Annotated in this window: 5 protein-coding genes and 1 pseudogene; 2 read left to right on the top strand and 4 right to left on the bottom strand. The window is 71.9% G+C overall.

Features of this window, described 5'->3' with window-relative positions:
• Position 1 precedes the first annotated feature (1 nt).
• A complete protein-coding gene (locus KYK13_RS16325; protein WP_223645395.1) occupies positions 2-1963 on the bottom strand; it encodes an ABC-F family ATP-binding cassette domain-containing protein in 1962 nt (653 codons plus the stop codon).
• 124 nt (positions 1964-2087) lie between these two features.
• Between KYK13_RS16325 and KYK13_RS16320 the strand changes: the two genes are divergently transcribed.
• Positions 2088-3842: a serine/threonine-protein kinase gene (locus KYK13_RS16320; protein WP_223645393.1), complete on the top strand. Its 1755-nt coding sequence runs from the start codon at positions 2088-2090 to the stop codon at positions 3840-3842.
• A gap of 89 nt (positions 3843-3931) precedes the next feature.
• Here the strand turns inward: KYK13_RS16320 and KYK13_RS16315 are convergent, their stop codons facing one another.
• Positions 3932-5041: a hypothetical protein gene (locus KYK13_RS16315; RefSeq protein ID WP_223646984.1), complete on the bottom strand. Its 1110-nt coding sequence runs from the start codon at positions 5039-5041 to the stop codon at positions 3932-3934.
• Between the two features lie 66 nt (positions 5042-5107).
• Positions 5108-5263: pseudogene (locus tag KYK13_RS39330) on the bottom strand (DUF4236 domain-containing protein); the annotation flags it as partial.
• Positions 5264-5534: 271 nt separating this feature from the next.
• On the opposite strand from KYK13_RS39330, the gene KYK13_RS16305 reads away from it, so the two are divergent.
• Positions 5535-5774: a hypothetical protein gene (locus KYK13_RS16305; RefSeq protein WP_223645391.1), complete on the top strand. Its 240-nt coding sequence runs from the start codon at positions 5535-5537 to the stop codon at positions 5772-5774.
• 59 nt (positions 5775-5833) lie between these two features.
• Here the strand turns inward: KYK13_RS16305 and KYK13_RS16300 are convergent, their stop codons facing one another.
• Positions 5834-13219 carry an amino acid adenylation domain-containing protein gene (locus KYK13_RS16300; protein ID WP_223645389.1) on the bottom strand — a complete coding sequence of 2462 codons (7386 nt, stop codon included), beginning with the start codon at positions 13217-13219 and terminating at the stop codon, positions 5834-5836.
• Positions 13220-13268 lie beyond the last annotated feature (49 nt).

Raw genomic sequence — 13268 nt, 5'->3', positions numbered from 1 at the left:
CCTACGCCTGGGCCGCCGCCAGCTTCTCCTGCGCGGCCTCCCAGCGGGCATAGAGATCCTCCAACTCCTCCTTGCCCGTGCGGTGCGCGTCCATCAGCGGCTTCGCCCTCGCGAAGTCGTTGTAGAGCACCGGGTCCGCCAGCTGCGCCTCGCGCTCCTTCTGCTCGGCCTCCACCTTCGCGATGCGCTCCTCCAGCTTCGCGATCTCCTTCTTGATGGGGCCCTCCACCACGGAGCGCCGCTGACGCGCCTCCGCCTCCATGCGCTTGCGGTCCTTCTCCGACACCGGACCGCTGGCCGCCGCCCCGCCCTTCCCGCTCGACACGCCCGTGTCCGCGCCCTCCGCCGCCAGGCGCTGCTGCTCCTGGTGGTAGAGGTATTCGTCCAGGTTGCCCGGGTGCGACGTGAGCTTGCCGTCCGCCACCTCCCAGACGTGCGTGCACAGGTTGTTGATGAAGCTGCGGTTGTGGCTCACGAACAGGAGCGTGCCGCCGTACAGCTTCAGCGCCTCAATCAGCATCTCCGACGAGTCCAGGTCCAGGTGGTTCGTCGGCTCGTCCATCAGCAGGAAGTTGGACGGCACCAGCAGCAGCTTCGCCAACGCCACGCGCGCGCGCTCGCCGCCGCTCAGCACGCCGATGGGCTTGTCCACGTCGTCGCCGCTGAAGAGGAACGCGCCCAGCACGCCGCGCACGTAGCTCTGCGGCTTGTCCGCCGCCAGGGGGAGCACCTCCTCGAGGATGGTGTTGCGCCGGTCCAGCTTGTCCGCGTGGTGCTGCGCGTAGTAGCCCACCACCACGTTGTGCCCCAGCGTCACCTTGCCGCTGTCCGGCGCCAGCTCCCCCGCCACCATCTTGAGCAGCGTCGTCTTGCCCGCGCCATTCGCGCCCACGACGGCGATGCGCTGGCCCCGCTCCAGCCGCGCGTCCAGCCCGTCGTACACCGTGAGCGAGCCGTAGCGCTTGGTGATGCCCTCCATCAGCACCACGTCCCGGCCCGAGCGCTCCACTTCCGGGAAGCGGAACTTCATCGTCTGGCGCTCTTCCAGGACCTGGACCTTCTCCAGCTTGGCCAGCATCTTCGCGCGGCTCTGCGCCTGCTTCGCCTTGGTGGCCTTCGCGCCGAACCGGTCGATGAAGCTCTGCAGCTCCGCGCGGCGCTGCTCCACCTTCTCCGCCCGCGCCTGCAGGAGCACCATCTCCTCGGCGCGCTGGCGCTTGTAGTCCTCGTAGTTGCCGGTGTACTCGCGCACGCCCTCCATCTCCAGCGACACCACCCGGTTGATCTGCCGGTTGAGGAAGTCGCGGTCGTGGGAGATGAGCACCATCGCCTTGTTGGAGCGGCGCAGGAACCCGTCGAACCACGCGAGCGTGGGCACGTCCAGGTGGTTCGTGGGCTCGTCCAACAAGAGCAGGTCCGGGTCCTGGAGCAAGAGGCCCGCGAGCGCCGCGCGCATGCGCCAGCCGCCGGACAGCGCCTGGGTGGGCTTGAGCAGGTCCTCTTCCTTGAAGCCCAGGCCCTTGAGGATGCGCTCGGCGTGGTGGCGGCCGTAGCGGTTCTCGAAGTCGTCCAGCTCCGCGTGGAGGTCCGCCAGCGTCTGCGCCAGCTCCAGCTGCTCCTCCTCGTCCGTGGTGCCCCCGAGCGCGGCTTCCGTGTCCTTCAGCCGCGCCTCCAGCGAGTCCCGGCCGGGGACGGTGCTCATGACCGCCTCCACCACCGTCCCCTCCGGCAGGCCGGCGATCTCCTGGGGCAGGTAGCCCGCCCGGGCCCGGCGGCTGTACTGGACGGTGCCCCCGTCCGGCTGGCTCACCCCGGCGATGATCTTCATCAGGGACGACTTGCCCGTCCCGTTGGCCCCCACCAGGCCCACCCGGTCCCTGGGACCGAGGGTGAAATTGTCCTCGTCGAAGAGGACCTTCTTTCCGTAGGCGAGGCTGATGTCCTGGGCGATGACGAGGCTCATGGCGGAGGGGGGAGATAACAGCCGGGAAGCCCTAGAGGAACGGTTCTGATGCCTGCCCGGCTGCCCAGGGAGCACATCTCCCCGGTTGGGCGGAACGCGGGGCTTGCCTATACTCCCGCCACCCATGGCCGCCCCCTGTCCCCACTGCGGTAGTACCGAAGGTCAAGATCACCTGTGCGCGGCGCAGAGCCTCCAGCTCCTGGGCCAGGTGCTGGACGGCCGCTACAAGATTGAGAGCGTCCTGGGCCAGGGCGGCATGGGCATGGTGTTCCGCGCCACGCAGACGTCCGTGCAGCGGCCGGTGGCGGTGAAGACGCTCAACCCGTCGCTCGCCGCGGCGCCCCAGTTCTTCGAGCGCTTCCGCCGCGAGGCGGAGATCGCCAGCCGGCTGCGCCACCCGAACGTCATCACCATCTTCGACTTCGGCCGGGCGGCGGACGGCACCTGCTACTACGTGATGGAGCTCCTCAAGGGGGAGAGCCTCAAGGAGCTGGTGAAGCGCGAAGGGCCCCTGACGCTGCGCCGCGCGGTGAACCTGCTGGAGCAGGCCACGCTGGGGCTGGCGCACGCGCATGAAGAGGGGTGCGTCCACCGCGACCTGAAGCCGCACAACATCATGGTCCAGGCGCTCGACGGGAAGGACTTCGTCAAGGTGCTGGACTTCGGTCTGGTGAAGGCGCTGGAGCAGGACGAGGAGGAGCAGCTGACCTCCACGGGCCAGGTGCTCGGCACGCCGCAGTACATGCCGCCCGAGCAGGCCGGCGGCGAGTCCGTGGACCAGCGCTCCGACCTCTACTCGATGGCGGGCGTGCTCTACTTCTGTCTCACGGGCAGCTCGCCCTACGGCGCGAACACGGTGCGCAAGGCGCTGACGGCGTCGCTGACGCAGCCCGTGCCCCCGGTGAACAGCAAGCGCCAGGGCGCGCCGGTGCCGCCGGAGCTGGACGCCTTCTTCGCCAAGGCGCTCGCGCCGGAGAAAGAGGACCGGTACCAGAACGCGCAGGAGTTCATCGACGCGCTGCTGGACGCGGTGGAGGGCCTGTCCCCGGAGGAGCTGGACGCGCACCCCACGGGCGGTGTCCCCGGCGCCGAGCGCGGGACGGGCAGCCGCAGCCGCGCGGGTTCGGGGAGCCGAGCGGGTTCGGGCAGCCGGCTGGGTTCGGGCAGCCGCGCGGGACGGGCACCGGCCACGGGCAAGACGGGCTCACGCGTGGGCATGGCTCCGCCCCGGGGGACGCCGCCAGCGGGAGCGCAGGCCCCTGCTCCGCGTGGGACGACCAACGCGAACAGCCCGGCGCCGGCGGCCGCGAGCAGGTCTCGTCCGCCCGCGCCCCGCGCTGCCGAGCCAGAGCTTCCGCCGCCGCCCAAGGGCATGTCCGGGGGCGTGAAGGCGGCGATCATCGGCGTGCCGTTGCTGCTGATTGGCGCGGGCGTGGCGTTCGTGATGGCGAAGGGTGGAGGCGAGACGGCGCCGACGCAGCCGGCCCCCGTGGCGATGACGCCTCCGAAGGCGCCGGTGGAAGCGCCGCCCACGCGAGTGCAGGAGCAGCCTGCGACGCCTCCTCCGGCGGCGTTGCCGCAGGATGTGACGGTGGAGTTCATCTCCACTCCCGCGGGCGCGGCCATCTTCGACGGCGACGTGCAGATCGGCACGACTCCCACCAAGCTGCTCATGCCGCGCTCCAAGGTCACCGAGCTGCGCTTCAAGCTCGCCGGGCATCAGGACCAGGAGAAGACGCTGGACTACAGCCGGCTCGCGGACACGGCGGAGCAGCGTGTGAACGTGCGGTTGGAGCCGGTGCGGACCGCGCCGCCGCCCCGGCCCACGAAGCCCACGAAGTCCGGTGGCAGCGACCCGGGCATCGGCGTGTTCGAATAGCAGCAGGTTCGACTCCCGCCGCATCCACTGATGCTCGCGCTTTCGGCGTCGCTGCTGTCGGGCTGCCTTGACCTCGCCAAGGAGGCCGGCTACCCCGCGACTTCAAATCGCCCAGTCGCCGCATCCGCCCAGTCGGGAGGGCGGATCGCTTTCAACTCCTCGTTATCACGCAGGTCACATCGCGCCTTCGCGACCTTGAAGACCTCGAGCGGATCCACCGTCGCTGCCGTCCACCGCGCCGACTCTTTCCTCTCCAGAGCTACTTCGTAGACGTACTCGTCTCGGAGTTCGCCAGTCCCCCGCTGCCTGCGCTGTGTGTATGCAGCGATGTGGATGGTTTGAAGGGTCGGGCCGGCACAAAGCGCGGAGCGCCCAAGCTGAAGCGCGAGCCCGCTCACCAGCGTCAGGTAGTCAGCGTTGCGCTCCTGTCGGGTTCGGCGCACTTCCTTGAGCGTGCCGTTCGCAAGCGCCCTCGACTTCACCTCGGGAATGACGTCCTCGAGTTCCGGCAGGTCGAGCAGGACGTAGGCCCGCCGGCTGTCGCCGACACCGACGCGGGCCTGTGTCTCGAAAGGAAAGTCGATCTCCTCGAGACAGGTTGAAACAGCCTCTTCAATGGCTTCCACCTCGCCATCCATGACACGCTTCGCCAACTCGATCCTCGCCCGCTCCTGCTCGGGCCAGTCCAGCAGAGGCTGTTGCTTCGCCGTGAAGGTACTCTGCACGGCCTGCCAATGTTTGGGCCAATGTTCCTCAAAGCGCTCGGAGATGATTCGTTGAATTTCCAGAGAGCGCTTGAGCCCGAAGGCGACCATGGGCAGCAGTCCCAGCGACAGGCCCAGGACCGCAGCGCCCCATCCCATCGCTTCATTCAATTGACTGTCCACGCCCTTGAAGATCAGGAAGGCCAGTCCCCCCAAGAGGAGGAACGGCCCGCCGTCGCTCCGATCGCATAGGACACGTCGTTGGACCTCCACACGGAACTGGCGCCGCTCCTGGAGCTCGTCAGGTGGCTGGGGGATGGGCCACGCGAAAGGCCGCTCACTCAATGCGGCAAGGTCATCAGCGTCCGTGGGAAGCGCAGGCATCTGGCGCCAGCAATGGACAAGCTCATCATGCTCTCGTGCCTCCTCCATCACCGCCTGCTCCGCCTGGGCCTTGAGCAGTTCACGCTCAGCCTTCCGTTGTCGAGAGGCCACCTCACGGTTGGAGGAGGCACGAGCATATCGGGGCCGGGAGCTTCCTGAACTCGACGTCCAGGATAGTCCTGTCCCTGGGATGCCAACGGTCGTACGAATCCCTTTCGAGGAGAAGTTGCCCCGCGCCCCGCGTCCTCCCACGCTCACGGAGGAACGTCCACGGCCCACGTTGAGTCGGACACCAGGCAACAGCTTCACACTTCGGCGCAACCGGAATCCCATACTCGCGCTCCCCCGGTCATCGATGCCTTGCGCCCCCGCCACGGCCACGTGTACCCGCTGCGGAGCAGCGCGTGAGCGTGCGGCTGGCGCCCGTACGCGCCGCGCCGCCGCATCCACATCCAGGATGCGCAGACGGGTGCGAAGTACCTGTACAACCCCGCGACGCGCAGCTTCACCAACGCGCCCGCTGGGTGAACGAGCTGCTGACGACGGACGCCAGGTTTGCCTCGTCCGTCCAGAAGGGACTGTACTACCTGGGCGAGGTGGCCCCGTGAGGTCGAAGGTGCTGATGCAGGCGTACCTGCGAAACGCCCGGATCCAGGGTGTGCGGCCGGCGGAGGAGCGTTTCACCACCATCCTCGGGTGCAGCAACACCTGCACGCTGCGCTTCCACCTCTCCCGGCCCGGGGAACGGTGGCTGGGGGAGGATCTGGAAAGCTACCCGCGTGACGCCCTCCTGGAACTCGACAACCGGGACGACGTGAGCGGGTGGGCTGCTCACCCATCTTGATGTGCCCTGCCCTGCCCAGCCGCTTTCCCAGGAGGCCGGTCCTCCGGGCCCTGTGCGCCTCAGGGACGCGGGCCCGCCGTGGGGGTGCGCTCCGTACCGGCCTCCGTGGGGCTGGAGGACTCCTCCGGGGGCGACTCCAGCACGCGGGCCAGGGCCCGGCCCAGGACCTCGACCTGCGGCGACTGGAGCACGGAGTAGTGGGTGCCCGGCACGTCCACCACCCGCGGGTCCGGGGTGAGCGCGGCCCAGCCCCGGGTGCGGTCGCCGCCCTCGTCCACGTTGGCCTCGGTGCCGCGCAGCAGCCACACCGGCACCCCGAGCGGCTCGAGGACGTGGCCGGAGAGCGCGGCGAGGCAGGCGTTGAAGACGCGCTGGCGCCGCTGGAGCCACGCGAGCCCCACCTCCGCGCCGAACACGCCCGTGCGCTGTCCGGCCTCCAGCAGGTAGCGCAGCAGGCGGTGTGAGTCGCCTGGCGGCACGTCCGGGGGCAGCGTCTCCGGCAGGCCGGTGGTGTGCGCCAGGTTCACCGTGAAGAGCTGCCCCTGCGTCGTGGGGTCGTCCACGCGCTGGCCCCTCGCGTAGGACGTGGGGCTGGGCTCGATGAAGACAAGCCGCTCCACCTGCTCGCCCTGGCGCAGCAGCTGGCGCGCCATCTCGAAGGCGATGAGGGCGCCCATGGACCAGCCGCCCAGCCGGTAGGGGCCGTGGGGCCGCACCGTGCGCATCGCCTCCACGTAGAGCGCGGCCAGGTCCTCCAGTGAGTCCACCGTCGGCTGTCCGCTCTCCAGGCCCGGCGCCTGGAGGCCGTGGAAGGGCTGGTCCTCGCCCAGCTGCCGCGCCAGCTCCGCGTAGCCCCACACCGTGCCGCCAATGGCGTGCACGCAGAAGAACGGCGGGCGCGTGCCCTGGGGTCGCAGGGGCACCAGCAGCTCCGCGGGGGCGGGGCCCGCCCTCAGGCGGGACAGCGGCGCGTCCGGCGTGAGGACCGCCTGCTCCAGCAGGGCTCGCAGCTGGCCGGCCCAGCGCGTGGCGGTGCCCGGGTCGAAGAGGTCGCGGTTGTACTCCAGCACGCCGGTGAGGCCGGTCTCCGGCTCCTCCCACAGGGCCAGCGTCAGGTCGAACTTGGCGGACTGGCGCTCCACGTCCACGAAGCTCAGCGACAGTCCGGGGCCCATGGGCTGGGACACGGGCGCGTTCTCCAGCACGAAGAGCACCTGGAACAGCGGGGAGCGGCCCGGCTCGCGCGCCGGATGCACCGCCTCCACCACGCGGTCGAACGGGGCGTCCTGGTGCGCGTACGCGCCCAGCATCACCTCGCGCACGCGGGCGAGCAGCGCGCGGAAGCCCTCCCCCGCGTCCAAGCGCGTGCGCAGGGCCAGCGTGTTCACGAAGCACCCGAGCATGTCCTCCAGCTCCGGCGCCGGACGGCCCGCGATGGGCGAGCCCACCACCACCTCCTCCTGGCCGCTCAGCCGCGACAGGAGCGCCTGGAGGCCGGCGAGCAGCACCATGAAGGGCGTGACGCCCTCGCGGTGGCCCAGCGCCTTCACCGACTCCGACAGCGGCAGGCCCAGCCGCACCGGCACGCGCCCGCCCCGGAAGGTCTGCACGGCGGGGCGCGGGTGGTCCGTGGGCAGCTCCAGCGCGGCGGGCGCCCCCGCGAGCTGCCGGCGCCAGTACGCCAGCTGCGACGCGAGGACGTCCTCCGTCAGCCACGCCCGCTGCCAGAGCGCGTAGTCCACGTACTGGAGCGGGAGCGCGGGCAGCGAGGGCGGCTGATCCGCGCTGAAGGCGTGGTAGAGGGACGACAGCTCCCGGGTGAGCACCGCGGAGGACCAGCCGTCGGAGATGATGTGGTGCAGCGTCACCACGAGCAGGTGGTGCCGCGCTCCCAGCCGCACGAGCAGGCCCCGCACCAGCGGCCCCCGGGCCAGGTCAAAGGGCACCTCCGCCTGGGCCGCCGCGAGCGCCAACGCCTCGCGCTCCCGCTCCGCCTCCGGCACGCCGCCCAGGTCCACGAAGCCCAGCGCCGGTGGCAGCTCCGGCAGGATGACCTGCAGCGGGCCCTGCGCGTCCTCGCGGAACACGGTGCGCAGGCTCTCATGGCGCTGGTGCAGCGCGTGGAAGCTCCTCACCAGCGCCCGGGTGTGCAACGGCCCGGTGAGGCGCAGCGCCGCGAGGATGGTGTACGCGCTGCTCCCAGGCTCCAGCCGGTCCAGCAGCCACAGCCGCTGCTGCGCGAAGGACAGCGGCAGCCGGCCCGTCCGCGGCATCGGCAGCAGCGGCGGCACGGCGGAGGAAGCGTCCCCTGCTTCGCGCGCGGCGTCCACCCGCGCGGCGAGCGCCTGGAGCGTGGGCGCGTGGAAGAAGGCCTCCAGCGGCAGCTCCACGCGCAGCGATGCGCGCAGCCGCGACACCACCTGCGTCGCGAGCAGCGAGTGGCCCCCCAGCTCGAAGAAGTGGTCGGTGAGCCCCACGCGCTCCACGCCCAGCAGCTGCCGCCAGAGGCCCGCGAGCAGTTGCTGCGTGGGCGTGTGGGGGGCTTCGTAGGGACGGGGGCTCGCGCGCTCCAGGACGGGGACTGGCAGCGCCTTGCGGTCCACCTTGCCGTTGGAGTTGAGCGGCAGCGCGTCCAGCACCACGAAGGCCGTGGGCACCATGTACTCCGGCAGCGTGCGGCGCAGCCCGTCCTTGAGCGCCGCCGCGTCCAGCGTCTGCCCGTCCCGGGCGACGGCGTAGGCGACCAGTCGCTTGTCGCCGGGCACGTCCTCGCGCGCCAGCACCACGGCCTCGCGCACGCCGGGGGCGGCCTGCACGGCGGCCTCCACCTCCCCCAGTTCGATGCGGAAGCCACGCACCTTCACCTGGAAGTCGTCGCGGCCCAGGTACTCCAGCGCGCCGTCGGGGCGGTAGCGCACGCGGTCCCCCGTCTTGTACATGCGCGAGCCCGGCGGACCGAAGGGCTCCGGCAGGAAGCGCTCCGCGGTGAGGTCCGGCCGGTGGAGGTAGCCGCGCGACTGGCCCTCGCCCGCGAGGTACAGCGCCCCGGGCTGGCCCACGGGCACCGGCCGAAGGTCCGCGTCCAGCACGTAGGCGCGGGTGTTGGACAGCGGCCTGCCGATGGGCGGCACCTCTCCCGGGCGCACGCGCGCGAAGGTGGAGTAGGTGGTGTCCTCCGACGGGCCATAGAGGTTGTAGAGCCGCTGCACCGTGGGCGTGTCGAACACCTGCCGCGCGAGCGACGCGGGCAGCGCCTCGCCCGCCAGGTTGATGGTGCGCACCGAGGGCGGCAGCGCCCCCAGCCGCAACAGCTGCGCCATGGCGGAGGGCACGGTGTTGACGAGCGTCACCTCCGACGCCTGGGGCAGCTCCGCCAGGTGCAGCGCGTTGCGCGCGAGGATGACGCGGCCTCCCCGGGTGAGCGGAGCGAAGACCTCGAAGACGGAGAGGTCGAAGTTGAGCGACGTGCACGCGAGCACGCCCTGGAGCTCCTCCGCGGAGAACACGCCGTGCACCCAGGTGAGGAAGGCCACCGCCGCGCGGTGCGGGATGGCCACGCCCTTGGGCCGCCCGGTGCTGCCCGACGTGTAGATGAGGTAGGCCAGGTTCTCCGGCAGGGGCGACAGCGTGAGCGACGCGTCCGGGGACGCCTGGCCCAGTGGCTCCGCGTCGTCCTCCAGGCACACCACCTGGCAGCCGTGCGCGGGCAGCGCGGGCACCAGGTGCGCGTGCGCCACGAGCGCGGGGCCGCGGGCGTCCTCCAGCAGGAAGGCCAGCCGCTCCCGCGGGTACGTGGGGTCGAGCGGCACGTACGCCCCACCCGCCTTGAGGATGCCCAGCATGCCCACGACCATGTCGGCGTTGCGCTCCACGCACAGGCCCACGCGGACCTCCGGGCCCACGCCCAGGGCCCGCAGCCGCCGCGCCAGGCTCCCGGCGCGCTGCTCCATCTCGCGGTAGGTGAGCCGCACCGGGCCGGCGACCACAGCCACCGCGTCCGGCGTGCGCCGTGCCTGGGCCTCCACCAGGTGGTGCAGGCACGCGTCGCGAGGGAAGTCCTTCGCGGTGTCGTTCCAGGTCACCAGCACGCGGTGCCGCTCCTCGGCGGAGAGGACGGGGGCCTCGGGATTGAGCGCGGGCGGGCCGCCGGTGTCCTCCGGCGCGGTGTCCTCGGTGAGCGGGAGCACCGGGTGGCGCTCCTGGACCGGGGCGGCGCGCTCCACCGGGGCCGCGGCGCCCGCGCGCGCGTCGTCCACGCACCGCGCGAGCTGCCGCACGGTGGGGTGCTGGAAGAGGACGCGCAGCGGCAGCTCCACGCCGAAGCGCGCGCGCAGCCGGGCGAGCACGCGCGTGGCCAGCAGCGAGTTGCCGCCCAGCCGGAACAGGTCGTCCCGCGCGCCCACGTCCGCGACCCCCAGCAGCTCCCCGAACAGCGCGGCGATGACCTCCTCCGTGGGCGTCTGGGGCGGGACGCGCGCTTCCTGCGCCGCGCGCTCCAGCGTAGGCGCGGGCAGCGCATTGCGATCCACCTTGCCGTTGGGGCTGAGCGGCAGCGCGTCCAGCACCACGAAGGCCGTGGGCACCATGTACTCCGGCAGCCTCGCCTGGAGCGACGCCTTGAGCCCGTCCACGTCCAGCGTCTGCCCGGCCCGGCCCGCGACGTAGGCCACCAGCCGCTTGTCGCCGGGCACGTCCTCGCGGGCCAGCACCACCGCCTGGCGCACGGTGGGGTGCTGCTCCAGCGCGGTTTCTATCTCCCCCAGCTCGATGCGCAGGCCGCGCACCTTCACCTGGAAGTCGGCGCGGCCCAGGTACTCCACCTCGCCGTCCGGCAGCCAGCGCGCCACGTCCCCCGTGCGGTACAGCCGCGCGCCAGGCAGGGCGCTGAACGGATCCGGGAGGAAGCGCTCCGCGGTGAGGTCCGGCCGGGACTGGTAGCCGCGCCCCACCTGCACGCCGCCGATGTACAGCTCCCCGGCCACGCCCACCGGCACCGGCTGGAACACCGGGTCCAGGATGAGGATGGACGTGTTCGCCACCGCCCGGCCAATGGGCACCGAGCGCCGGCCGTCGCCGGGCGTGCACGCGAAGTACGTCACGTCCACGGCCGCCTCCGTGGGGCCGTAGAGGTTGTGCAGGCCCGCGTGCGGCAGCACCTGGAGACAGCGCTCCTTGAGCTCCAGGGGCAGCGCTTCGCCGCTGCACACCACGCGGCGCAGCGACGCACAGCCGCGCGCCTCCGGCTCCTCCAGGAACACCTGGAGCATGGACGGCACGAAGTGCAGCGTGGTGACGCCCGCCTCGCGGATGAGCCGCGCGAGGTACGCGGGCTCCTGGTGACCGCCAGGCCGGGCGATCACCAGCCGCGCGCCCGTCATCAGCGGCCAGAAGAACTCCCATACCGACACGTCGAAGCTGAAGGGCGTCTTCTGGAGCACCCCATCGTCCGCGCCCAGGCGGTACTCCGTCTGCATCCAGCGCAAGCGGTTGCACACGCCCCGGTGCGCGTTCATCGCCCCCTTGGGGCGGCCCGTGCTGCCGGAGGTGAAGATGATGTACGCGAGCGCGTCCGGCAGCGTCTGACGCGCGGGCGCATGCGCGGGCAGGCGCGACAGCACCTCCGCCTCCGCGTCCACGCACACCACGCGCGCCCCGTGGGGCGGCAGCCCGGGCACCAGGTGCTCCTGCGCCAGCAGCACCGTGGGGCGCGCGTCCTGGAACATCCACGTCAGGCGCTGCGCCGGGTAGCCCGGGTCGAAGGGCACGTAGGCCCCGCCCGCCTTGAGCACCGCCAGCAGTGACACCACCAGCTCCAGCGAGCGCTCCAGGCACACGCCCACGCGCGACTCCGGCCCCACGCCCCACTCCCGCAGCCGGTGCGCCAGCTGGTTGGCCCGCGCATCCAGCTGCGCGTAGGTGAGCGTGGCGTCCCCGAACGCGAGCGCCACCCGGTCCGGTGTGCGCGCCACCTGCGCCTCGACGAGCGACGCCAGGTCCTCCTGCTCCGGGTACACCTGCCGCGCGCCGTGCCAGTCCACCAGGAGCTGCCGGCGCTCCTCTTCGGAGAGCAGGGGCAAATCGCGCAGGGCGGTGTCCGGCGCGGCCAGCGCGCCCACCAGCACCGTGCGCAGGTGCGCGAGCAGCCGTGCCAGGGTGGGCGCCTCGAACAGGTCGGTGCTGTACTCGGCGGACAGGCGCAGGCCCTGGGGCAGCTCCGTGGCGTAGAGGGTGAGGTCGTGCTTCGTCGTGTCGGTGGTGACGGGCAGCACCTCCAGCGTGAGGCCCTCCTGCTGGAGCACCGCGCCGGGCGCGTTCTGGTGGATGACCATCACCTGGAACAGCGGCAGGTGGCTGGAGCTGCGCTCGGGCTTGAGCGTCTCCACCAGCTTCTCGAACGGGACGCCCTGGTGCGCCTGGGCCTCTGACACCGTGTCGCCCACCCGGGCCATCAGCTCGCGGAAGCGCAGCCCGCCGGACAGCGGCGTGCGCAGCACCAGGGTGTTGATGAACAGGCCGATGAGCCCCTCCAGCTCCGCGCGGTCCCGGCCCGACACCAGCGTGCCCAGCGCCACGTCCTCCTGCCCCGTGTAGCGGTACACCAGCGACAGGAATGCGGACACCCACACCACGAAGAGCGTGGTGCCGTGGCGCTGGCTGAAGTCCCGCAGCGTCTGGGTGAGTTCCCGCGACAGCGTGAGGAACTGCCGGGCGCCCGCCGAGCCCAGCGTCGCCGGCCGCGCCTTGTCCGCCGGCAGCTCCAGGCGCGCGTCGGGATCCAGCTTCCCGCGCCACCAGGACAGCTGGGACTCCAGCGCCTCGCCCTGGAGCGTCGCGCGCTGCCACGCCGCGAAGTCCGCGTACTGCAACGGCAGCGCCTCCAGCCTGGCGCTCGTGCCCGCCCGCGCCGCGGCGTAGACGGCCGCCAACTCACGCACCAGCACGCCCATGGACCAGCCGTCCGCGATGGCGTGGTGGAGGTTGAGCAGCAGCAGGTGCTCCTCTTCCGCCAGCGCGTAGAGCGTGGCGCGCACCAGCGGTCCCTCGGACAGGACGAAGGGGCGCTGGGCGTCGCGGGTGACGGCCCTCCACGCGTGCGCTTCGCGCCCCGCCTCCGGCACGCCACGCAGGTCCTCGCGCTCCAGCTTCAGCACGAGCGACGGGGCGATGACCTGGACGGGCCGCCCCTCCTCCTCGCGCAGCGTGGTGCGCAGGGGCTCATGGCGCTCCACCAGGGACTGGAGGCCCCGTCCCAGTGCGTCCGGGTCCAGCGCGCCCGTGAGGCGCACCACCGCGGGCATGTTGAAGAGCGCGCTGCCGGGGCTCCACTGCTCCAGGAACCACATCCGCTCCTGGGAGAAGGACGCGGGGGCCCTGCGCGCCACCCGGGCCTTCTCCGCCAGCAGCCGGGCCAGCTTCGCGCGCTTCTCTTCCGGGGTCATCGGCATGGGAACGCACCTCGCTGCGGGCGCCGGGGATGCCGGTCGCTCAAGGGGT

This window comes from Corallococcus sp. EGB (assembly GCF_019968905.1).
GTDB lineage: Bacteria > Myxococcota > Myxococcia > Myxococcales > Myxococcaceae > Corallococcus.
The sequence above is the reverse complement of the archived record's forward strand: the minus strand, read 5'-3'. Positions and strand labels throughout refer to the sequence as shown.

What these genes read in the sequence shown, in the direction of transcription:
- KYK13_RS16320 (WP_223645393.1), top strand. Translation starts at nt 2,088, where the DNA reads ATGGCCGCCCCCTGTCCCCACTGCGGTAGTACCGAAGGTCAAGATCAC.
- KYK13_RS16325 (WP_223645395.1), bottom strand. Translation starts at nt 1,963, where the DNA reads ATGAGCCTCGTCATCGCCCAGGACATCAGCCTCGCCTACGGAAAGAAG.
- KYK13_RS16300 (WP_223645389.1), bottom strand. Translation starts at nt 13,219, where the DNA reads ATGCCGATGACCCCGGAAGAGAAGCGCGCGAAGCTGGCCCGGCTGCTG.